The sequence below is a fragment of the Aeromonas sp. s1(2024) genome, assembly GCF_040908005.1.
Classification (GTDB): Bacteria; Pseudomonadota; Gammaproteobacteria; order Enterobacterales; family Aeromonadaceae; genus Aeromonas; species Aeromonas caviae.
Genome location: NZ_JBFOCW010000011.1, coordinates 13,306 through 34,781, shown reverse-complemented (window position 1 = coordinate 34,781; position 21,476 = coordinate 13,306). Strand labels below are relative to the sequence as shown.

24 protein-coding genes, 1 tRNA gene and 1 riboswitch are annotated in these 21,476 nt (G+C 59.7%); of the genes, 5 read left to right on the top strand and 20 right to left on the bottom strand.

From position 1 onward, the window contains the following. A tRNA-Ser gene (locus AB5Y70_RS02805) sits at window positions 1-84 on the bottom strand. Between the two features lie 249 nt (window positions 85-333). Further along, window positions 334-789: a YbjN domain-containing protein gene (locus AB5Y70_RS02800; protein WP_160839247.1), complete on the bottom strand. Its 456-nt coding sequence runs from the start codon at window positions 787-789 to the stop codon at window positions 334-336. 155 nt (window positions 790-944) lie between these two features. On the opposite strand from AB5Y70_RS02800, the gene AB5Y70_RS02795 reads away from it, so the two are divergent. Then, entirely contained in the window at window positions 945-2,282 is a 1,338-nt protein-coding gene (locus AB5Y70_RS02795; protein WP_010674988.1) for a flavohemoglobin expression-modulating QEGLA motif protein, read from the top strand. 70 nt (window positions 2,283-2,352) lie between these two features. Here the strand turns inward: AB5Y70_RS02795 and AB5Y70_RS02790 are convergent, their stop codons facing one another. Beyond that, entirely contained in the window at window positions 2,353-2,934 is a 582-nt protein-coding gene (locus AB5Y70_RS02790; RefSeq protein ID WP_010674989.1) for a thymidine kinase, read from the bottom strand. Between the two features lie 85 nt (window positions 2,935-3,019). Beyond that, on the bottom strand, window positions 3,020-4,600 hold the full coding sequence (locus tag AB5Y70_RS02785) for a Na+/H+ antiporter NhaC family protein (RefSeq protein WP_010674990.1): 1,581 nt from the start codon (window positions 4,598-4,600) through the stop codon (window positions 3,020-3,022). Between the two features lie 87 nt (window positions 4,601-4,687). Then, a riboswitch (Lysine riboswitch) is annotated at window positions 4,688-4,859 on the bottom strand. A 317-nt stretch (window positions 4,860-5,176) separates the two neighbouring features. On the opposite strand from AB5Y70_RS02785, the gene AB5Y70_RS02780 reads away from it, so the two are divergent. Then, window positions 5,177-5,575 (top strand): H-NS family nucleoid-associated regulatory protein, encoded by a 399-nt coding sequence (locus AB5Y70_RS02780; RefSeq protein WP_010674991.1) that lies wholly within the window; start codon window positions 5,177-5,179, stop codon window positions 5,573-5,575. Between the two features lie 77 nt (window positions 5,576-5,652). Here AB5Y70_RS02780 and AB5Y70_RS02775 read toward each other — a convergent pair whose 3' ends face one another. The 5 genes from AB5Y70_RS02775 to AB5Y70_RS02755 form a co-directional block, all read right to left on the bottom strand. Further along, window positions 5,653-6,216 (bottom strand): cob(I)yrinic acid a,c-diamide adenosyltransferase, encoded by a 564-nt coding sequence (locus AB5Y70_RS02775; protein WP_010674992.1) that lies wholly within the window; start codon window positions 6,214-6,216, stop codon window positions 5,653-5,655. Next, a complete protein-coding gene (locus tag AB5Y70_RS02770) occupies window positions 6,213-6,443 on the bottom strand; it encodes a DUF3820 family protein (protein WP_010674993.1) in 231 nt (76 codons plus the stop codon). The genes AB5Y70_RS02775 and AB5Y70_RS02770 overlap by 4 nt, the downstream gene beginning before the upstream one ends. Window position 6,444: 1 nt before the next feature. Then, the gene (gene queE, locus AB5Y70_RS02765) at window positions 6,445-7,116 is read right to left on the bottom strand and encodes a 7-carboxy-7-deazaguanine synthase QueE (RefSeq protein ID WP_010674994.1); all 672 of its coding nucleotides are present in this window, start codon (window positions 7,114-7,116) and stop codon (window positions 6,445-6,447) included. A 61-nt stretch (window positions 7,117-7,177) separates the two neighbouring features. Next, window positions 7,178-7,885: a 7-cyano-7-deazaguanine synthase QueC gene (queC, locus tag AB5Y70_RS02760; protein ID WP_010674995.1), complete on the bottom strand. Its 708-nt coding sequence runs from the start codon at window positions 7,883-7,885 to the stop codon at window positions 7,178-7,180. 22 nt (window positions 7,886-7,907) lie between these two features. Then, window positions 7,908-8,561, bottom strand: a complete 654-nt coding sequence (locus AB5Y70_RS02755; RefSeq protein WP_174217460.1) for a tRNA-uridine aminocarboxypropyltransferase — start codon at window positions 8,559-8,561, stop codon at window positions 7,908-7,910. Here AB5Y70_RS02755 and rrtA point away from each other — a divergent pair. Beyond that, window positions 8,527-9,105, top strand: coding sequence for a rhombosortase (gene rrtA / locus AB5Y70_RS02750; RefSeq protein WP_223937785.1), 579 nt, complete (start codon window positions 8,527-8,529; stop codon window positions 9,103-9,105). The two genes, AB5Y70_RS02755 and rrtA, sit on opposite strands and share 35 nt — an antisense overlap. An 86-nt stretch (window positions 9,106-9,191) precedes the next feature. Here rrtA and pyrF read toward each other — a convergent pair whose 3' ends face one another. From pyrF to cmk, 6 genes are all read right to left on the bottom strand, one after another. Continuing rightward, on the bottom strand, window positions 9,192-9,890 hold the full coding sequence (gene pyrF / locus AB5Y70_RS02745; protein WP_010674998.1) for an orotidine-5'-phosphate decarboxylase: 699 nt from the start codon (window positions 9,888-9,890) through the stop codon (window positions 9,192-9,194). 121 nt (window positions 9,891-10,011) lie between these two features. Then, window positions 10,012-11,178 (bottom strand): lipopolysaccharide assembly protein LapB, encoded by a 1,167-nt coding sequence (lapB, locus tag AB5Y70_RS02740; RefSeq protein ID WP_010674999.1) that lies wholly within the window; start codon window positions 11,176-11,178, stop codon window positions 10,012-10,014. Between the two features lie 9 nt (window positions 11,179-11,187). Next, window positions 11,188-11,472: a LapA family protein gene (locus AB5Y70_RS02735; protein WP_010675000.1), complete on the bottom strand. Its 285-nt coding sequence runs from the start codon at window positions 11,470-11,472 to the stop codon at window positions 11,188-11,190. Window positions 11,473-11,628: 156 nt separating this feature from the next. Further along, window positions 11,629-11,913 carry an integration host factor subunit beta gene (gene ihfB, locus AB5Y70_RS02730; RefSeq protein ID WP_005299934.1) on the bottom strand — a complete coding sequence of 95 codons (285 nt, stop codon included), beginning with the start codon at window positions 11,911-11,913 and terminating at the stop codon, window positions 11,629-11,631. Between the two features lie 92 nt (window positions 11,914-12,005). Next, on the bottom strand, window positions 12,006-13,676 hold the full coding sequence (gene rpsA, locus AB5Y70_RS02725; protein WP_010675001.1) for a 30S ribosomal protein S1: 1,671 nt from the start codon (window positions 13,674-13,676) through the stop codon (window positions 12,006-12,008). Window positions 13,677-13,769: 93 nt separating this feature from the next. Next, a complete protein-coding gene (gene cmk, locus AB5Y70_RS02720; protein WP_010675002.1) occupies window positions 13,770-14,462 on the bottom strand; it encodes a (d)CMP kinase in 693 nt (230 codons plus the stop codon). Between the two features lie 263 nt (window positions 14,463-14,725). Here cmk and ribA point away from each other — a divergent pair, with 263 nt between their 5' ends. After that, on the top strand, window positions 14,726-15,319 hold the full coding sequence (gene ribA / locus AB5Y70_RS02715; RefSeq protein WP_010675003.1) for a GTP cyclohydrolase II: 594 nt from the start codon (window positions 14,726-14,728) through the stop codon (window positions 15,317-15,319). 66 nt (window positions 15,320-15,385) lie between these two features. On the opposite strand, the gene AB5Y70_RS02710 is transcribed toward ribA, so the two are convergent. Beyond that, window positions 15,386-16,288 carry a LysR family transcriptional regulator gene (locus AB5Y70_RS02710; RefSeq protein WP_010675004.1) on the bottom strand — a complete coding sequence of 301 codons (903 nt, stop codon included), beginning with the start codon at window positions 16,286-16,288 and terminating at the stop codon, window positions 15,386-15,388. 93 nt (window positions 16,289-16,381) lie between these two features. Here AB5Y70_RS02710 and AB5Y70_RS02705 point away from each other — a divergent pair, with 93 nt between their 5' ends. Further along, window positions 16,382-17,635, top strand: coding sequence for an MFS transporter (locus AB5Y70_RS02705; RefSeq protein WP_010675005.1), 1,254 nt, complete (start codon window positions 16,382-16,384; stop codon window positions 17,633-17,635). On the opposite strand, the gene AB5Y70_RS02700 is transcribed toward AB5Y70_RS02705, so the two are convergent. The 4 genes from AB5Y70_RS02700 to AB5Y70_RS02685 all read right to left on the bottom strand — a co-directional run bounded on the left by AB5Y70_RS02700 (window position 17,620) and on the right by AB5Y70_RS02685 (window position 21,441). Next, the gene (locus tag AB5Y70_RS02700) at window positions 17,620-18,174 is read right to left on the bottom strand and encodes a VOC family protein (protein WP_010675006.1); all 555 of its coding nucleotides are present in this window, start codon (window positions 18,172-18,174) and stop codon (window positions 17,620-17,622) included. The genes AB5Y70_RS02705 and AB5Y70_RS02700 overlap by 16 nt on opposite strands. Beyond that, window positions 18,168-18,932: a hypothetical protein gene (locus AB5Y70_RS02695; protein WP_010675007.1), complete on the bottom strand. Its 765-nt coding sequence runs from the start codon at window positions 18,930-18,932 to the stop codon at window positions 18,168-18,170. The genes AB5Y70_RS02700 and AB5Y70_RS02695 overlap by 7 nt, the downstream gene beginning before the upstream one ends. Before the next feature lie 153 nt (window positions 18,933-19,085). Next, window positions 19,086-19,811 (bottom strand): oxygen-insensitive NADPH nitroreductase, encoded by a 726-nt coding sequence (gene nfsA, locus AB5Y70_RS02690; RefSeq protein ID WP_010675008.1) that lies wholly within the window; start codon window positions 19,809-19,811, stop codon window positions 19,086-19,088. A 67-nt stretch (window positions 19,812-19,878) separates the two neighbouring features. Continuing rightward, window positions 19,879-21,441 (bottom strand): AbgT family transporter, encoded by a 1,563-nt coding sequence (locus AB5Y70_RS02685; protein WP_010675009.1) that lies wholly within the window; start codon window positions 21,439-21,441, stop codon window positions 19,879-19,881. Between the last annotated feature and the right edge of the window lie 35 nt (window positions 21,442-21,476).

Genomic DNA, 21,476 nt, shown 5'->3' with positions numbered 1-21,476 from the left:
GGTGAGGGAGGGATTCGAACCCTCGATACGTTGCCGTATACACACTTTCCAGGCGTGCTCCTTCAGCCACTCGGACACCTCACCAAATTTTTACTTCTTTGAAGTGGCTTTCGGAGCACGCTACGCGTGCTTTCTTGCCGACTTCGTCGGTGGGCAGCTACTCGGACATCCCACCAAATTTTGGTCTGTGGTTTAACGTGTTCAGCCAACACGGGTTCACTGCGCTGTTGCGCCGGAACGGGGCGTAATTTAGGGGAAAGCCCCGCCGCCGTCAACGGCTTTTTAGCCGCAGCGAACCGTTCGCACATTAAACGCACAGTTCAGGTGCTGAAGTCAGTGAACGGATTCCGGTGCGACCTGGATTTCCGGCAGATTGAGGAAGCCAAGGCGTTCACATTCGGAAACCACTTCATGGGTGGCTGCCGTGGTGCTTTCAACGAACAGCAGGAACTGCTCGACGGTGAGACCCGCCTTGGTAAAGACGGTGTGACCCACAACGAGGCGTGGCAGGTTGTCATCGATGATGTCGAGGAACACCTTGAGGGACGGATATTGCATGTTGAGACGACCCAGTTCGGCCACCAGGGGCAGTAGCGATGAGGGGCGCACCTCCAGCTCGGATGAGAACAGCAGCCCTTCCTCTTCCACGAAGATCCGGCTCTCCTGGATGCCCTCGACGGACTGCAGGGAGACCATGTGGATGCCATGACACTGATCGCACACATAGTGCTCGATCCGGGCCTGTTGCAACCAACGCATTATCATTTCAGAGCTGGGGATATTCATCATTTTCACGACACGGTAGAGATCAAGGGGCGCAGTCTAAACCAATTTTCAGACAACCAAAAGCACACAGGCCGGATCCCCGTCGTCTCGCTTCTTTTTGACAGGCCCTGTGCCTATACTCAGCCATTCTCGTAGCGCACTCGCCTCCAAAGAGCCCGATGACCATCCAAGAAAAGTATCGCCTGCACCTCAAATCCCTCTCGGATGAACTGCTCGCCCTGCAAAAACCCATCCGCATCCTGGATGCCATCAAATGGCCCCGTCACCTGCAAAGCGACTTTCTGGCAAGTGGCGGCAAGGCACTGCCCGCCATCGACAGGCACTTCTATGAATCCCTCCCCCTGGGGTTCGATCCCCGCAACAAGTACCTTGAGCTCAAGGAGTTGAGGGACAGGATCCGCCGGCGCCTCGGCCCCCAGGACGATCTCGGCCGGATCCTGCAAGAGACGGTGGATCAGTACATGGTGGTCATCGAGATGCTGCGCCAGCGCGGGCAGCCGGACTTTCAGCGCTACAGTCAGCGGCTCTACGGCTCGGCAAGCGATCACCTGCGCGGGGATCGCAAGACCCTGAAGGAGCTGGGGGCCAGATTGTGCGACATCTTCTCCCTGCCCGGCGCCCGCCATCTGGTGCGCCCCTACCCCAAGGAGTTCGAGGGGGAAGCCGCGGTGGCGAGGTTGCAAGGCAAGCTGTCGAGCTACTTCAGCGACGGCACAGTCCAGGTCAAGCTCAGCGATGGCATCGTCTCCGATGCCGCCGCCGGGGGGGATTACATCAAGCTCAACTCCCACGCCCGTTTCTCGGAACTCGATCTGCAGGTGCTGGAGGTACACGAAGGCTGGGTTCACGTCGGCACCACCCTCAACGGCCGCCAGCAATCTTACGCCACCTGGCTCGGTGCCGGCTCGCCCCGCATCACCGCCTGTCAGGAGGGGTTGGCAGTACTCATCGAGACCCTCACGTTCAGCTCCTTCCCGGACAGGGCCAAGCGCATCTCGGATCGGGTCATGGCCATCGACATGGCGGAGCGTGGCGCCGATTTCATCGAGGTGTTCCGCCACTTCGTGGCCAAGGGGGCCAGCGAGCACGACGCCTACAAGATCACCCAGCGGGTGTTTCGCGGAGGCATGGTCGAGGGGGGCGCCTGCTTTACCAAGGATCTCTCCTATGTGAAGGGCTATGTGGAGACGGTGAACTTCATTCGCAGCGCCGTGCTGGAGGGGGTGCCGGAGATCCTGCCCATGCTGTTCGTCGGCAAGGTGACCCTGGACGACATCCCCGTGCTCTATCAGCACTATCTGGAGGGGCTCATCGACGCCCCCCGCTACCTCCCTCCCATGTTTCGCGACCTCACCGGGCTCTACGTCTGGTTCGGCTTCGCCTCCGGCATGTCCCTGGTGGACATAGGCCGGGTACAACAGCATTTTCGCCAGCTCTTCCACCGCCTGCCGGCGGCCGACCCCATCATCGCCCCTGTCGACATCGAGATCGACTGACTCCCATAGACAAAGAGGACGCCAGATGGGCGCCCTCTTTGATGTCCAGGCTGCACGAGCCAGCCACGGGTTACTTGAAGGCCCGCCCTTCCAGATAGTGCTTGCGGCAGAGCGACACATAGCGATCGTTGCCGCCGATCTCCACCTGCTCACCGTCGCGCATCACCTGCCCCGCCTCGTTGACCCGCGAGTTCATGTGGGCCTTGTTGCCGCACCAGCAGATGCTTTTTAGCTCCTCGAACTTGTCCGCCAGACAGAGCAGGTGGTAGGAGCCGGGAAACAGTTCGCCGCGAAAATCGGTCTTGAGACCATAGGCAATCACCGGAATGTCCTGCTCGTCGACGATGCGGGCGAGCTGGTAGACCTGCTCACGGGTCAGGAACTGCGCCTCGTCAACGATGAAGACATCGATGTGCCGCTTTGCGTGGCGCGCCTTGACCATCTCGAAGAGATCGCAGCTGTCGCTGAACACCTCCACTTTCAGCTCAAGACCGACCCTGGCACTGATGACGCCGGCACCGAAGCGATCGTCGATGGCGGGCGTCATGGCCAGCGGATACATGCCACGCTCCAGATAGTTGAAGTGGGCCTGGATGAGCTGGGTCGATTTGCCTGAGTTCATGGTGGCAAATTTGTAGTGCAGTGAAGCCATGATGGGGTTCCGAAACGGGAGTGATGGGGCGCATGCTAACCAAAGCCCCTGCCAAAACCAAGGGGCCCGCAGGCCCCTTGTTCTCTTATGCAACTGCCACGGCGCTATACGCCCGGGCTTTGCGCAAATGGTAACCGGAGAAGATCAGGAACCAGAGCCCGCTCACGGTGAAACCGGCCAGCGCGGAGTGCATCAGCCCCATCACCAGGTAGCCGAGCGCAGCGCCAAAGGCGATGGCCAGGGCATAGGGCAGCTGGGTCATCACGTGATCGATGTGATGGCAACCGGCCCCGGTGGCAGACAGGATGCTGGTGCTGGAGATGGGGGAGCTGTGATCCCCGAACACGGACCCTGCCAGTACGGCGGCCAGCATGGGCAGCATCAGACTGATGTCGCTGGCGGCCGCCATGTCGCCGGCCAGCGGCAGCATGATGCCGAAGGTACCCCAGCTGGTGCCGGTGGCAAACGCCATGGCGCAGGAGAGCACGAAAACCACGGCGGGCAGCACTTCCACCGGCAGATTGCCATTGGCCAGGGAGGCCAGGTATTTGCCGGTTTCCACATCGCGCACCACGGCGCCGATGGTCCAGGCGAACAGCAGGATGTTGATGGCGGGCAGCATGGCCATGATCCCCTGCGGAGCCGCTTTCATCCAGTTGCTTGCCCCCAGCTTGAGGCGCATGGCCAGACCGATGGAGACCACCAGGCTGCACAGGGCACCATAGACCAGGGAGGAGCCGACATTGGTGTTCTCGAAGGAGCCGAGCACGCTGAACGGCAGCCCCTTGTCGGCCAGCACCGCAGCCCCGGAGTCAATCATGAAATAGACGGTGGCCAAGGTCAGGGTCAGGATGGGCAGCACCATGTCAATCATGCCGCCATTGCTCTCCTCCGGGCTCTCCATGTCGAGCCCGATGGGGCGCCCCTTGGACTCGTCCCACAGCTTGCCCTCCAATGCCCACTGCTCATGCTGACGCATGGGGCCGATGTCGAGCTGGAAGGCGATCACCACCAGCACCATGATCAGGGTGAACACCGCATAGAGGTTCATGGGGATCATCTCGACGAAGGCGGAGATGGGGCTCTGGTCGGTCAGACCATGAGCCGCCATGATGCCGCCGACGAGGGCGATGATGTAGGCCCCCCAGGAGGAGACCGGCATCAGCACGCAGACCGGCGCGGCGGTGGAGTCCAGCAGATAGGCCAGCTTGGCGCGGGAGATCTGGAAGCGATCGGTCACCGGACGGCAGATGGCCCCCACCGACAGACTGTGGAAGAAGTCGTCGATGAAGAAGGCGAACACCATCAGACCGGTCAGGGACTTGGCACCCTTGCGGGTCTTGGCGCGGCGCTCCGCCCACTCGGCAAACGCCCGGGTCGCACCGGAGACGCTCATCAGGCTGATGAGGCCGCCCAGCAGCAACATGAAGAGGATCATGTTGACGTTGTCACGATTGAGCGCACCGTCGACCCAGAAGATCCTGAGCACGGTGTCGAGCATGTAATGCAGGGACGCAAGGGGAGAAAACTGGTTGAGCAGCAGGCTGCCTGCGACTATGCCCACCCCCAGCGACACCAGGACGCGGCGGGTGATGATCGCCAGCGCAACGGCCAGCAGGGGGGGAACGACGGACCAACCGGAGTCGGCGTAATGAACGATGTCCATGATCTCTTTGCACCTAAAGACAACAGGTGGAGATCTACCGAGAGGATCAAAGAAACAAAACCCATGGGGAGGGTATACTCCTCAGCCCCTTCAGGTAGCGCTCCATAGTGGATGACTATGGCAGTCCTGCACCTATTAGATGCAGAACCAGCAACCCGGTATGATGGCCTGGTCACTTCGGCGCCGACTCCTTTCATCGAGCATCGCAGGCATCACCCTCCGCTCGGTTACTCATAGGCAGCGCGCCTCTACTTAAAGGTATTCGCGCCACATTTTATCGAGCCGCCGGGTGATAGCAAGTTTTTTGATTAAATTTCAAGGTTTCTGTGGCACCCACATCTTCAAAGATAGTCAAATGGTTCATCAAAGACTCTACTGGCGATATTTTCATCTGACATGAACCCATTCGAAGATGCTGGCCCGTCAAACGGATAAAAATATCCTTCATATCTATTTCAAGACTTAATTTATCAGCCTAATTAATTATTTGGGCAGGCTTGACTTGGTGCCAAACACCCCTATAAATTATCGAAAAACCAGTTCTTCCCTTAATATTTTGCTCGCGTGGTAGCCAATATGAACGAATTTCTGAAAGTGCTGTTGAATATCCGTAGCCTGCGTGCAGTTTGCCGCGATTTGACGCTGGAACAACTGGAAGAAGGCTTGGAAAAGCTCTCCGCCATCGTCGATGAACGTCGACAAGATGAATCCGCCGAACGCCAGGCCCGTGAAGAGCATCAAAAGAAAATTGCCGAATATGCCGAAATGCTGAGGGCCGCAGGGATCGATCCCGCCGAATTGGTCAACACCGTGGTTCCCGAGAATACCAAGGTCAGCAAACGTGCGCCCCGCCCCGCCAAATATCGTTATCTTGACAATGGCGTGGAAAAAACCTGGACCGGTCAGGGCCGCATGCCCTCGGTCATTGCCAAGGCCGTTGCTGAAGGCAAATCTGTGGAAGCCTTTGCCATCTGACTGCAATATCAGGCCCCTTTCCACAGCAATAAAAAACCTCGCAAGGCGAGGTTTTTTATTGCTGCTTCGAGCGGTGGTCAGCCTCTGTCAGCCGCCTTGACCCAGAGGATCTCCGGGGTACCCGACGATACCAGCAGGTATCTGGCGATGGTGAAAAACCAGTCGCTCAGCCGGTTGAGGTAGGGCAAAACGGCCGGATTCACCCGCTCTACGCGGCTCAACCCAAGCAGCAGGCGCTCACAGCGACGGGTCAGGGTACGCACCACATGTGCCTGGGCCGCCGCCCGCGAACCGCTCGGCAAAATAAAATTGCGCAGCACCGGCAACCCGGCACTGTAGGCATCGATCTGTTGCTCGAGCCTGTTCGTCCAAGCCTCATTCACCTGCCACAGCGCATCCGTTTGCGATTCACTGGAAAATGCCAGCTCCCCGCCCAGATCAAACAGCTCCTGCTGCAACAATATGAGATCGGCCAGGAGTGTGCTCTCCCCGACGGGTATTTCAGCCATCAACAAGCCTATTTGGGAATTCAGCTCGTCGATGGCGCCATAGGTCTCGACACGTTTATCGTCTTTGGCCAAGGAAGTGCCATCGGCCAGTCGCGTGAGCCCCTTGTCCCCTTGCCTTGTATATATTCTCATTCTGACATCCTGTTAATAATGGGAATAATCATGGACTCGAGTCCATTGAGCTTTACCTCGTAGGCCAGTGCCAGAGACTGGCCCAGGATACCGGCCGGAAAACCGCTTCGCGCCATCCATACCAGATAGGGTTCGGGAATATCGATGATGCGCCGCCCCTTGTATTTCCCGTAAGGCATCTTGCTGGCCAGCATCAGCAAGATGCGCTCATCGCTGAGTCCATCCATATCAATCGATATTCAGGTATTTATGGGTCTGGATGGAGAGTCGCCAGTTACGGGCGATGCAGGTCGCCATGGCCAGCTCCGTGGCCCTGGCTTTCTGGCTGATGGGTTGCAGCGCAATCATCACATCGGGGCGCAGCCGGGCGGTGGCCAGCAGGGCATCCAGCTCCTCGATATGGTGCTCGGTGGCCACCGGGTGCTTGATCTCGTTGGCCCGCTCCAGTGCAGAGACCAGCACCGGCAACCCACCCTTCATGCCGATCTTGGGGGAAACAGTCACCCAGGTCTGCTCATGGGTCAGCACCTCGCTGGTCCCGCTGGTTTCGATCTGCACCTGATAACCCGATGCCACCAGGGCCGAAGAGAGCTCGCGCAAGTCGTAGAGGCAGGGCTCACCACCGGTCAACACCACGTGACGGGCCCGGTAACCGAGCCGGGTAAAGCTGGCCAGGATATCTTCCGTGCTCATCTTGCTCCAGCCGTCGGACTCATTGGAACGATCGAGCACCTCGCCAGGGGCCACCTCACGCTCGGGGTCCACCACCCAGGTGTGGCGGGTATCGCACCAGGGGCAGCCCACCGGGCAGCCCTGAAGGCGAACGAAGATGGCGGGCAGGCCGGTAAATACCCCCTCCCCCTGGATGGTCTGGAAGATCTCGTTGATTGGGTAGTGCATCTTGGTCACGACTTGCTGCAAAAGGGGCGGATTATACCCCAAACCCGGGCTAGGCACAGGCTCAGGATCCGCTTTTCTCGCCCAGTCCACTCTTCTCGTAAAGTCTGGCACGGATGCCGGTCTTGTCAGCCAGATAGTGATCCAGGCCACGGCGACGCAGCTCGCAGGCCGGACAGGCCCCGCAACCATCTCCCTGGATTCCGTTGTAGCAAGTGAGCGTCTGGTGACGCACGGTATCGAGGTGACCGTAATGATCCGCCAGCGCCCAGGTTTCGGCCTTGTCGAGCCACATCAGGGGGGTTTCGAAGCGGATGGGGCGATCCAGCCCCAGGGAGACCGCCTGATTGAGCGCCTTTACGAAGTCGTCGCGGCAATCGGGATAACCGGAAAAGTCGGTCTCGCACACCCCAGTGATCACCGCTTCGGCACCCACCTGATAGGCATAGATGGCCGCCAGGGTCAGGAACAGGATGTTGCGTCCCGGTACGAAGGTGTTGGGCAGGCCGTTCTCCTGAAGCTCGAAGCTCACCGGTATGTCGTCCCGGGTCAGCGCAGAGATGGCCAGCTCCCCGAGCATGGTCACATCCATTACCTTGTGGGCGGCGATCCCGAGCGCCGTCGCCAGATGGCGGGCGGTGTCAATCTCCGCCCGATGGCGCTGGCCGTAATCGAAGGTGATGGCATGCACTTCGTCATAGCGGGCCTGTGCCTGCACCAGACAGGTGGTGCTGTCCTGCCCACCACTGAAGACCACGACGGCTTTTTTCATGTTTTTCACTCCTCTGGGCAACTCAACGGCGGCGGCCTTGTGCAAAGTCATGCCACTGCCGGTTCAAATGGGTAAACAGGGTCATCAGCGGGGCGAAGCGCTCAGGCTCTCCTTCCCACCGGGACAACAGATGGTAGCCCGCTTCCAGGGTGGACAATGCCTCCTCAAAGGGCTTTTTGCGAATGGAATATTGTCCAGCAATGGCGCCGAGGGAGATCCGCGGCAACCCGAGCAGTGCAGGCGAGCTGTGCAACATGCGATAGGCTTTGCGCCAGGTGCCATCGAGGAGGATGAAGTGGGCTCGCACGGTGCGCCCACTTCTCAGGAGATGCTCCCTTGCCTCTATCAGGGTCAGGGCCTCCTCATCGGGCCACAGCACGTAGCACTGGACAGCGGGGTCGGCAAGCAGGGCATTGAGCCCTTCGTCGTCGGAAAAATCCTCTCCCACATGAATGCGTACATCGGTCAGGGACGCCGCCAGCAACGCAGCCGTCCCCTTGGGGTGACCTACTTCGGCAGGGTGTTGCAGAATATGGAGCGCAGCCAGGTTCGGCACCCGCTGAATATAATCGCACAGGCACGCTTTGAGGGCCCGGGTACAGCGTGTACAGTATCGGCTCTCTTTGTCGTTGGGCTGCTTCATGTTGTCAGGAAAATCGGGTCTGCTCTGGGTCATCGCGCTTTCGCTCGTCACTGCCTTGCTCTTTTTCACCGTGCCAAATCATCAGCTCGCCTTCGATCGCGACCTGATCGCCCAGGGCGAAGGGTGGCGCATCATAACAGGCAATCTGGCACACACCAATGGATGGCACCTGCTGCTCAACCTGAGCGGTCTGGCCGTGCTCTACAGCCTGTTTCAGGAGTACCTGACGGGATGGCGCCTGCCCGTGCTGTTGCTGCTGCTGGGAACGGCGGTCGGACTCGGCATCTGGTGGGGCTGCCCGCAAACCCAGTGGTACATGGGACTCTCCGGCCTGCTGCACGGCTTGTTCGTATGGGGTGCCATGCAGGACATCCGCTTTCGCCGTCACTCCGGCTGGCTGATGCTGGCGGGCGTCGCCATCAAGCTCGGTGTGGACTTTTACAGTGCCGGCGAGAGCCCTGTCTCCGCCTTGATCGGTGCCAGGGTGCACATCGAGTCACACTTCATCGGCGCACTCGCCGGCCTGCTGCTCGGCCTCTTCCCCATTCGTCTGGACACCCAGGCCGTCCACTCCTGAACTCCCTATAGGCAGGGCCAGCCCACGGCCAAAATGCAGCAGGCCGGATCTGGGATCCGGCCTGCGCTCATTCGCCCATTACGCCGTTACCGGCAAAGCTCGGCATTGATCGCCCCAAGCACGGCGGCGGGATCCGAGGACTGGGTGATAGGACGGCCGATCACCAGATAATCCGCCCCCGCCTCCACCGCTGCCAGCGGCGTCATGACGCGGCGCTGATCACCGGCAGCCGATCCGCTCGGACGAATGCCCGGCGTCACCAGCTTGAATTCGGCTCCCAGCAGCCCCTTCAGCACACTCGCCTCTTCCGCGGAGCAGACCACACCATCCAGCCCGGCCGCCTTGGCAAGGGTGGCCAGGCGGATCACCTGTTCTGCCGGCGTCACATCCAGACCCAGGGGCGCCATGTCGGACTGCTCCATGCTGGTCAGCACGGTTACCCCGATGAGCAGGGGCGCCTTGTCCCCGTATGGCAGCAACGCCTCTCTGGCGGCACGCATCATGCGTTCGCCACCGCTGGCATGGACATTCACCATCCAGACGCCCAGCTCCGCACTGGCCGCCACCGCCTTGGCGACGGTGTTGGGAATGTCGTGAAATTTCAGATCCAGGAAGACGTCGAACCCCTTGGCCACCAGTTGACGAACGAACTGGGGACCAAACAGGGTAAACATCTCCTTGCCTACTTTGAGGCGGCACTGGGCCGGTGAGATCTGCTCAATGAAGGCAAAGGCGTCGGCTTCGTGCTGATAATCCAGCGCGACCAGTACTTTGGGGTCTTGCATGTCACTTCCTATGGATTGTTATGCCACAGCCAGGCGCAGCAGAGCCGGGGCCCGGTTGCACGCTGGCATCTGAAATTCTTGGGTATCCGTGCTCGCCCGGGCGTGTTGGCCTCGCTGGCGTTTACTCCCCATCCAGCCCTCGGATCGGCTTGATGGTGCCCCACTGCCGGCAGGAAGGGCATTGCCAGAACAGCGAATGGGTGGCAAAGCCGCACTGACGGCACTTGTGGGTCGACTTGATCTTGATCTGCTCACCGACCAACTGTTGCAGCAGCTCCAGGCTCTCCTTGGCAGGCCCCTCCTCGGCACTGGCCAACTGGAAACCGACCAGCTGATAAAACCCCTTCATGGAGGGGTGGCGACGCAGTTGGCGCAGCACCAGCGCACGGGCCTGACTCAACCCATCGCGGGCCTCCACCAGATTGGCCAGCGCCAGGGTCACGCTGACCCCCGCATGATCCTCTACCGCTTTTTCAAGCAGCGGGATCAGCTCCTGGCTGCGACCAAGCTGGCGATAGCATTCGAGCAGTTTTGGCATGGCTTCGGAGGCAAAGTCGATGTCCTGCTCGAACACCCGCAGGAGCTCCTTGGCCGCATCCTCGAACCTGCCCTCCTCCATCGCCAGATCGGCCAGCCGCAGGCTGGCGCGGGCACAGGCCGGGTGGGCACCGAGCGCACGCTTGAGCTTGGCGATGCCCGCAGGCTTGTCGCCATCGCGCAAGGCACTCTCCGCCTGTTCGCAATAGAAGTGGGAAATGGGCTCGGCCAGTTTCTTGCCCTGGAATTTCTGCAGACGCACCGCCACGGCGATGGCATTGTCCCAGTCACGCAACTGCTGATGAATGATCAGGAGCTGTGCCAGAGCCGTCTCTTCGAAATCGCTGTCATCACACAGCTCTTTCCAGAGTGCTTCGGCCCGATCGAGCAATCCGGCAGCCAGAAAGTCACGGGCCAGCTCCTGCAAGGCAAGCTGACGCTGCTCACGGGTCAGCTGACGGGCGACCAGGTTCTGGTGGATCTTGATGGCGCGATCGACCTCGCCCCGTTGACGGAACAGGTTGCCGAGGGAGAGGTGGGTTTCGATGGTTTCGCTGTCGACTTCCAGCAGCTGGATAAAGAGATCCACCGCCTTGTCCGACTCGTCAGAGAGCAAATAGTTGAGGCCCGCCACGTACTGGCGGGAAAACTGGTTACTCTGTTGCTGGGTGTCCTGGCGAACACTCCTGCGGCCCATGTACCAGCCATAACCGGCGGCGATGGGCAACAGCAGGAAAAGCAGTTCAAGCATCGAGGGACATTATTCCTTGGTTGTCGACCGGGCAAGCTCCAACTCGCGAGATTGACGACGCATGGTTCGGTTCAGGGTGCGATTTTGCAGTTTGAGACGCAGGAACAGCAGACCAAATACCAGCCAGCCCAGCAGAAAACCGCCGGCGAAGAAGAACCCCAGCAACATGGAGAGCGAGAACTCCCCCTGGGCGATCAAGTAGTTGAACTGCACCAGCTGACCATTTTGAGAACCGATGGCAAGGGTCAGGACAAACACCAGCACCAGTGGAATGAGGGCCAAGATACGCTTCATGGGAGCTCCCTGTCTGTAGCGAATGAGTGACTGATTATCCTTAAAATCACAGGCAGACTCTAGCGCGAATGGGAAAAGAGTGTGAGAAACCCGACAACGGGCAGACTCCAGAACATAAAAATGAAAAAGGCATACTCAGGTATGCCGTTTTCTGCATTATTCGATGATGTTGACGCGTTCGCGCAACTCTTTGCCAGGTTTGAAGTGCGGGACATATTTCCCGGTCAGTTCAACCTTGTCCCCGGTCTTGGGGTTGCGACCCACGCGGGGCGCACGATAGTGCAGCGAGAAACTGCCAAATCCTCGGATTTCAATCCGGTCGCCGTTTTGCAAGGTCGATGCCATCTGCTCAAGGATCTCCTTGATAGCGGCTTCGACATCCTTGGCCGGCATATGCATGCGGCTGGCTGCCAGTTGTTCGATGAGATCTGATTTGGTCATAAGGTTAAATCTCCTTCCCCGATCACATGCAATAATCATTTTGCCAAGATAAAAAAGGGCGGCGCAATGCCGCCCTTTTCTTGCATCAAGGATTACTCACCCTTGGCGGCTTTGAACGCTTCCATCATGGCATTGCTGAACACAACTTCTTCTTGTTGGTTCAGGCTGTCGATGGCAACACGCTCGTCAGCCTCGTCCTTGGCACGGACAGACAGGCTTACGGTACGGTTCTTGCGATCAACGCCCATGAATTTGGCTTCAACTTCGTCACCAACAGACAGCACCAGAGTGGCGTCTTCTACGCGGTCACGAGCAGCGTCGGAGGCACGCAGGTAGCCTTCTACGCCGTCAGCCAGTTCGATCACGGCACCCTTGGCATCAACCTCGGTAACCTTGCCCTTCACAATAGCACCTTTCTTGTTGTCAGACAGGTACTTATTGAACGGGTCTTCTTCGATCTGCTTGACGCCCAGGGAGATGCGCTCACGCTCCGGGTCCACTTGCAGAACAACGGCTTCGATCTCGTCGCCCTTCTTGAATTCACGCACGGCTTCTTCGCCCTGGTTGTTCCAGGAGATGTCAGACAGGTGAACCAGGCCGTCGATGCCGCCATCCAGACCGATGAAGATACCGAAGTCAGTGATGGACTTGATCTTGCCGGAAACACGGTCGCCCTTGGCGTGAGTTTCGGCAAACAGCTGCCACGGGTTGGATTTGCACTGCTTCAGACCCAGGGAGATACGACGACGCTCTTCGTCGATGTCCAGAACCATCACGTCAACCACGTCGCCAACGTTGACAACCTTGGACGGGTGGATGTTCTTGTTGGTCCAATCCATCTCGGATACGTGTACCAAGCCTTCCACGCCTTCTTCGATTTCAACGAAGCAGCCGTAGTCGGTCAGGTTGGTCACGCGGCCAGACAGACGGGTGGTCTCCGGGTAACGCTTGGCGATAGCAACCCAGGGATCTTCGCCCAGCTGCTTCAGGCCCAGGGATACACGGGTACGCTCGCGGTCGAACTTCAGAACCTTGACAGCGATCTCGTCGCCAACGTTGACGATTTCGGAAGGATGCTTAACGCGCTTCCACGCCATGTCGGTGATGTGCAGCAGGCCGTCAACACCGCCCAGATCTACGAATGCACCGTAGTCGGTCAGGTTCTTGACGATACCCTTAACTTCTTGACCTTCTTGCAGGTTGGCCAGCAGGCTTTCACGCTCGGAGGTGTTCTCGGTCTCGATCACGGCACGACGGGAAACAACAACGTTGTTGCGCTTCTGGTCCAGCTTGATGACTTTGAACTCGAGTTCTTTGTTTTCCAGGTGAGCGGTGTCACGGATCGGACGCACGTCAACCAGAGAACCCGGCAGGAAGGCACGGATGCCGTTCAGCTCAACGGTGAAACCACCCTTGACCTTGCCGTTGATGATACCGATAACGGTAGCTTGCTCTTCGTAAGCTTTTTCAAGCTGCAGCCAGGCTTCGTGGCGCTTGGCTTTTTCGCGGGACAGCTTGGTTTCGCCGAAACCATCTTCGATAGAGTCCAGAGCCACGTCAACGGAGTCACCTACGTTGATTTCCAGCTCGCCCATGGCGTTCTTGAATTCTTCAGCCGGGATAGCAGACTCGGATTTCAGACCGGCATCAACCAGTACGAAACCGTTCTCGATAGCAACGACAGTGCCCTTGACGATGGAACCTTGACGGGTTTCAACGGCATTCAGGGACTCTTCAAAGAGTTGAGCAAAAGATTCGATCATTGTTTATGTCACAAATGAAACATCCACTTGCAATCCGGCACAAGCGGGGTTGTTTTAAATTATCTGCGCCATCCTTGGTGCAGACGACTGACATCAGTTTGCGCTGACATCACCAAGTTGTTGCTCTGCATAGGCAAGCACCGTTGCCAGCACTTCATCTATGGTCATGGACGTTGAGTCTACAACAAGAGCATCTTCCGCGGGTTTCAGGGGAGCGACGGCGCGATTTCTGTCGCGATCGTCACGTTCCCGAATCTCGGTTAAAAGACGCTCAAAGTTAACATCAAAGCCCTTATCTTGCAACTGCTTATAGCGGCGCTGGGCCCGCTCCTCGGCGCTGGCGTCGAGGAAAATCTTCACATCCGCCTCGGGGAAAACCACTGTACCCATGTCGCGACCGTCGGCGATGAGACCGGGGGCTTGGCGGAATGCACGCTGACGGCGCAGCAGGGCTTCACGTACCCGGGGAAACGCCGCGATTTTGCTGGCCGCGTTGCCCACTTCTTCAGTACGAATGGTACGGGAAACATCCTCCCCTTCGAGGATCACCTTGACCAGCGCCCCTTCTACCTGGAATTGCACATCCAGATTGGCGGCCAGGGGAACCAATGCGGCTTCGGAATCGAGCTCCACATCGTGATGCAGGGCTGCCAGGGAGAGCACCCGGTAGATGGCACCGGAATCGAGCAGGTGCCAGCCCAGTTTTTCAGCCAGCAACTGGCACAAGGTGCCTTTTCCTGCTCCACTTGGGCCATCAATAGTCATCACGGGGGCCATCTGAGCCATAACGTTTCTCCTGCGCACTCGGCATCTTGACTGGTTGCACACATCCCTGTCGGGATGGGTTAATGGGCGCCGATTATACCCGAATGCGCCGTCTCTGGCAGTTGTCAGGGCACACAATTGCGCAAAAGTCGTCGTGATTGCACCTATTCTGACCAATCGGGTTAACCCACTTCTCACGCAAGGTTTTGTTCTTATGGTTGTTCCGGACAATGCGCGCTAAACTGGCCGCCCTTTTTTAAGCAGCTGTAGTCAGGAGCAACCATATGAGCAGCGTTACCCTCGTGGCCAAATCCAAGTTGCCGACCCCCTGGGGCACTTTCACGCTGGTTGGTTTTCAGGAAACCGGCACAGGCAAGGATCATGCCGCGCTGGTGATGGGCGATATCGCAGACGGCGAACCCGTGCTGGGACGCATTCATTCCGAGTGTCTGACCGGGGATGCCCTGTTCAGTCTGCGTTGTGACTGCGGCTTCCAATTGCAGGCCGCTCTGGAAAACATCGCCAAGGCGGGCCGCGGCGTCCTGCTGTATGTCCGTCAAGAAGGGCGAGGCATCGGCTTGCTCAACAAGATCCGGGCCTATCATCTGCAGGATCAGGGGGCCGATACCGTGGAGGCCAACGTGGCGCTTGGCTTTGCCGCCGACATGCGTGACTACACCATCTGCGCCGACATGCTCAAGGCGCTCGAGGTCAAGTCCCTGCGCCTGATGACCAACAACCCGCGCAAGTTGAAGGCGATGGAATCCTTTGGCATCCCGGTGGCGGAGCGCGTGCCCCTTCAGGAAGGTCGCAATCCCCACAACGAGTTTTATCTCTCCACCAAGGCAAACAAGCTGGATCACCTGTTCAAGAAATAAGGTTGCATCCACCTTGTCAGCATACGCCTCCAGATTGGAGGCGTTTTTATTGGTGATACCACTCAATCATTGAGTATCTGTAGCGCAATGGTGAGAAACATCCCCTTGTGCCAGCAAAAAATCCCGCAATGCCCGGTTCGCCATGGAGAGCGGATCCCCCCGTCGCCAGGCTACGCAGAGATCCAGGAAGATAGGGGGTGAAAAAGGGATGCCGGTGAGGGCCGGCTCCTCTTCCAGCGCCATGCGCAGGAAGGTGGTCACGGCGAATCCCTGACGCACCACCGCCTTGAGCAGCGGGATGAGATTGCTTTCGAACGCGATGTCAGGCTCTACCCCCAACCCCTGCGCCAACACCTCCATGTGTTCCCTGTGGTAGAAGCCTCGCCGGAACATGGCGAGCTCCTGGCCGAAGAACTGTGGCAGCGAGACCGACTCAGCGCCGCGCAGCGGGTGCTCCTCCCCCACCACCATCAGCATCTCTTCCCGCAGCAGTTGCGCCCCCTCGAGGGCCGGTGGCAGATCGCTGGTGATGAGGATGGCGAGATCCAGACTGCCATCCACCATGCGGCTGAGCAGCTCCCGGGTGCCCGCCTCCTCCACCCGGATCTTCAAGCCGGGGTAGCGATGCTTGAACGCCATCAGGATTGGCGGGAAGTAATAGGATCCCATCATGTAGGGGATGCCGATGCGCACCTCCCCCCGTTCCAGCCCCTTGAGCTCGGCCATCTCGGCCTCGGCCTGGTGCATTTGGCGCAGCAGCCGTTCGGCGTGGCGGCAGAGGACCTCTCCCTCCGGGGTGAGGCGCACGCTGCGGTCCTGCCGGTCAAACAGCCGCAGATCGAGCTGCTGCTCCAGCTTGGCGATGGCCATGCTGACGGCAGGCTGGGCCACGTTCAGCCCCTGGGCCGCCCTGGTGAAGGAGCCGGCATCGCGCACCGCCAGCAGGTATCCGAGCTGTTTCAGGTCCATATCAATTTCATTTATCAGGGTGATAACTTAAATATATTATATTTATACGTTTCGTCGCACTACCCTGCACAAAAGTCGTCGGGACAACTCCATATGATTGAAATAGGTAGTCGCGAATGGATACGCGCCACCCTGGCTCTCAGCCTGGGCTCCTTCCTGGTATTCCTCAATCTCTACCAGACCCATCCCCTGCTGCCGCTCCTGGCAGAGGTTTTCTCGGTCAGCGCCTTGTCCGCCAGCTGGACGCTGGCAGGCTGTACCGCAGGGCTGGCAGGCTCCCTGCTCGTCTGTGCCCGTCTGGCTGATCGGTTCGGACGGCGGCGGATCATGCTGTGGACCCTGGCGGCCGCCATCCTGCTCTCCCTGTGCATCCCCTGGGTCACCCACTTTGATGTGCTGGTGAGCCTGCGCATCCTGCAAGGCGTCCTGCTGGCAGGGCTGCCCGCCACCGCCATTGCCTACATGGGGGAAGAGTTCAGCAAACGTGCCCTCATCGTAGCCGTCGGCGTCTATATCGCGGCCAACTCCCTGGGAGGCATCGCGGGCCGGGTGGTCGGCGGTCTGCTGGCTGGCTGGTTTGGTGACTGGCAGCACACTTTCCTCGGTATCGGGATCATCAGCCTCGCCCTGCTGCCACTGGTCATCTGGCTGCTGCCCGCCCAGCGCTGCTTCGTGGCCGTGGAGGCAGCGCCTGGGCAACTGCGCCGCGCCATCCAGAGCCACCTTGGCAACCCCTTGCTGGTGGGGGCCTATCTCATCGGCGGCCTCAACTTCATGGTCTTCCTGAACCAGTACAGCTATCTCACCTTCCTGCTGGCCAAGGCCCCCTTCTCCCTGCCGACCCAGTGGCTCGGCATGCTGTTTCTGACCTACCTCACCGGCACCGTCGCCTCTTCACTGAGCGGCCGCGGGGCCCATCGCTGGGGAGCACATCGTCTGCTGCTGGCGGGAATAACCTTGATGGCACTCGGCAGTCTGGCCCTGTTGCAGGGGAGCCTTGTCGCCATCATCGGGGGATTGCTTGTCTCGAGCTTCGGCTTCTTCCTGGCCCACGCCTGTGCCAGCGCCTGGGTCGGCCAGCACGTGGAGCACAACCGGGCGCTCGCCTCGTCGCTCTATCTGGTGGGGTATTACCTGGGGGCCAGCCTGGGCGGGCTTTATCTGCATCCCTTCTGGGAGCAAGGGGGGCTATGGGGTCTGGTGCTCGGCATCGAGCTGGTGTTGATGATCACCGCCGGGTTGAGCCTCTGGCTCGGTCACTTGAAAGGACGTGTGGCGCCCGCTTGTGCGTTGACGCCACAGGATCAGGCTCCCGTCAACGGGTCCTTCCCTCACAGACCGTCATAATAGTCCGCCGGTACCGGCACCACGGCGCCGGTGCAGAGCTCTTCGTCGATCACCTCCTCAAGCGGGCGCAGATGAAACTTGATCTGCCCGGAGGGCAGCATCAATCCTATATCCGGATTGCGTCCGTCATCGATGTTGCCGGTCTTGAAGGGGACATCCGGATGCGTCGTCACCAAGGTCGTGAGCGAGGGCACCACCAGCTCGATATGTTCGAGCCCGGCCTGATGGCTTCGACCCGCCTTGGGGGCGGCCAGTTCGATGCAGGGGACGGTCACCTGCTCCCAGCAGACAGGCTGGTGCAAGCGATAGGTGGCGATGGGACGACCGCCTATCATCCCCTCCACCAGCAAGACTCCGTGGGCGGCCAGCACCGCTTTCAACTCCAGATATTCCGGCAGGGTGGCGGCGCGGTAGCAGAGGTGATCCACCACGGGGGAGTCCTTGACTCCCATGACGGCATGCATTTCCGTGAGCAGTTGGCAAACAAATGGGGCCATGGGCCCCAGTGTGGAATCCAGTGGATGTGACATGATCACCATTTCTTCTTGGGTTGGAACAGGACGTCCAGTTCGTCCGTCTCTTTGTCCTTGATGTTTTGCAGCTCCTTCTCGCTGTGCTGCTGCAGGTGTTCTTCCAGCTGGCGCATCCCCTGACGCATGTCCTCTTCCCGCGCCAGCAGGTAGGGATCCTTGTCGGTGACATTGGCCAGCGCCCCCAGTCCCTTGGTGTAGAGCTGGCGGCAGGTGCCGTACTGCCCCTGGATCTGGGCATCCATGGCCCGCTTGAGCAAGTTGGCGATGTTGATCTTGAGCTGCATCAGCTCGAGGCGGCGATCCTCCTGGGCAAAGCCCTGGGGATCTATCTTGCCCTTGTTGTGCTCGACCCGCAGCACGGCCCGCATCTTCTTGGCCAGTTGCAGCATCTGGATGGCCTGGCGGTCGGACTCCGGCGTCTTGAAATGCCCCTCGTCCTGGCTGCTGTAGTTCTCCTGCACGTTCTTGATCTGGAGCTGGACGTCGGCGATGCGCTGCTTGACCTGCGCATTGGGCATCACCAGCGCGATGGCGCGGTAGGCATCCAGGATCCGGTGTTGCAACAGCAGCACCATGTTTTTGGAAAAGGGCACCAGATTGACGTTCAGCAACACCTCTTCAGTCTCGTCTGCCACCGCCTTGTGACGGGCAATGGCCTGGCGCTTGTCCGATTCGGCCTTCTGCTTGTATTGCTGCACCACGTTATAGGCGATGACCAGAAACAGGAGTGCGCCGATTGACAGCAATATCAGGGTTAAAATCATAGGGTGTTCACACTCCAGTCCCAATCCAATTGCGAGATCCTACAACAGCTTAGCCTCATAGGGTAGCGCCCAGATCCCGTATTGCCTCACAAGAACGCTCCCAGGCGGTGACCGCATCCGGTGCGTCTTGCTCCATATCGCCCGCCGCCCCCATTACTTGAGGCAAAAACCCTTCGACTGCAGGAATCCCAGCATGAAGGGCCTCGCCTCCTTGCCCAGGATCCCCCTGATCTGCCCGCTCCAGGTCTGATCCTTGTTGTTGCTGCTGCGGGCCTGGTAGTAGTCGTGGATCTGCCCGTCGTACCGGGCCAGCAGGGCGCGGTCCAGGGTGGCAGGATAGCGGTTCTCGTGCACCACCAGCGCCCGGGGCAGCCGCGGTTTTTGCTCCGGCCGCTGGGCGGGATGACCCAGGCAGAGGCCAAACAGCGGGATCACCTGATGGGGCAGACCCAGCACCTCGCTCACCTCGGCCGGATTGTTGCGAATGCCGCCGATATAGACCCCGCCCAACCCAAGTGACTGGGCCGCCAGCAAGGCATTTTGCGCCATCAGGGCGCCGTCGATGGCCCCGATCATGAGCTGCTCCACAAAGCCGGTGCGGGCCTCCGGCACTATCTGGCTGTGACGATGGTAGTCGGCGCAAAACACCAGAAACTCCGCCGCCTCAACCACATAGGCCTGATGACCGGCCAGCTCCGCCAGGGTGGCCCGCAGCCCCTTGTCGGTGACCCGGATGATGCTGTTGGCCTGGAGGAAGCTGGAGCTCGCGGCGCTCTGGGCGGCGCTCAGGATCTGATCCAGCTGCTCTGCGCTGACGGGCTCTGGGGTGAACTGGCGAATGGAGCGATGGGAAAGAATGAGATCGATGGTCGGGTTCATGGTACCTCCGGGATGAAGGTCACACTCTACCCAAAAAAAGCGGGGGGCCCAAGGCCCCCCGTCACCCTCAAGGGGCAGGATAGACATAGGGGGCCTGCAACCCAAGCGGGAACCCCAGCGCCCAGTAGAGCAGCAGGAAGCCCGTCCAGCTCACCAGGAAGGCCAGGGAGTAAGGCAGCATCATGGAGACCAGGGTGCCGATGCCTGTGCTCTTCACATACTGCTGGCAATAAACCACCACCAGGGGGAAGAAGACCATCAGCGGGGTGATGATGTTGGAGGCGGAATCCCCCACCCGATACGCGGCCTGAGTCAGCTCGGGCGAGATCCCCACCGCCATCAGCATGGGCACCAGGATGGGGCTGATGAGGGCCCACTTGGCGGAGGCCGAGCCCACCACCAGGTTGACGGTGGCCGTCAGCAGTATGATGCCGACGATGGTCACCTCTCCCGGCAGCGCCAGGGCGTGAAGCACCTCGGCACCGGAGAGCGCCAGCAGGGTACCGAGGTTGGAATCCCCGAACGCCTTGATGAAGAGGGCGCAGAAGAAGGCCATCACCATGTAGGAGCCCATCTTGTTCATGGTGGCCGACATGGCGTCGATCACATCCTTGCCGCTCTTGAAGCTGCCGGCGACAAAGCCATAGACGATCCCGGGCAGGATGAAGAGCAGGAAAATGAGGGGCACGATGGACTTCATCACCGGCGCGGCGAAGGTGGTGAGGGAACCGTCCGGTGCCCGCATCGGCGAGTCGCCGGGGGCCAGCGCCAGCCCCAGCAGCACCACGGCCGCCAGCATGGCGAACCCGGCCCAGTTGAAGGCCCGGCTTTCCTGGGCGCTGTAACGGCCCATCTCGTCGGCGCTCTCCAGATCCTCGTTGAGAGGCACCTGCTTGAGGCGCGGCTCGACAATCTTCTCGGTGACAAACCAGCCCACGCAGATGATCAGCAAGGAAGAAGCGCCGGTGAAGATGATATTGCACAGGGTGTTGACCATGTAGTCAGGGTCGAACAACTGGGCTGCAGACTGGGTGAAACCCTGAAGCAGCGCATCCCCGCCGGAGGGCAGGAAGTTGGCGGCAAACCCGCCGGAAACCCCGGCAAAGGCTGCGGCAATCCCCGCCAGCGGGTGGCGACCCGCCGCATGGAAGATGATGCCGCCAATGGGGATCACCAGCACATAGCCCGCATCGGCGGCGGTATGGCTGACGATGGCCACCAGGATCAGCATGGGGGTCAGAAAGCGCGCCGGCGTCACCTTGAGCAGCTTCTTGAGCCCGGTGTTGATGAAACCGGACTGTTCAGCCACCCCGACCCCCAGCATGGCCACCAGCACGATGCCAAGGGGAGCAAACCCGGTGAACGTGGTGACCATGCTGGCGAGAAAGTCCGCCAGCCCTGCCCCGGTCAACAGGTTGTTGATGACCACGGCCTCTCCGGTGCGGGGATTGACCAGATCGAAGGAGAACTGGGAGCCTATCCAAGAGCCGACCCAGACGATCAGCAAGGCATAGAGGAAGAGCATGGCGGGATCCGGCAGCTTGTTGCCCGCCTTCTCCACCCCGTTCAGAAAGCGGTTCAACCAGCCGTTGGGAGGGGCCGGACGCTCGTTCACTGCAGCTTGACTCATTATGGTGATACTCCATTACCAAGGAATGAGCGCGC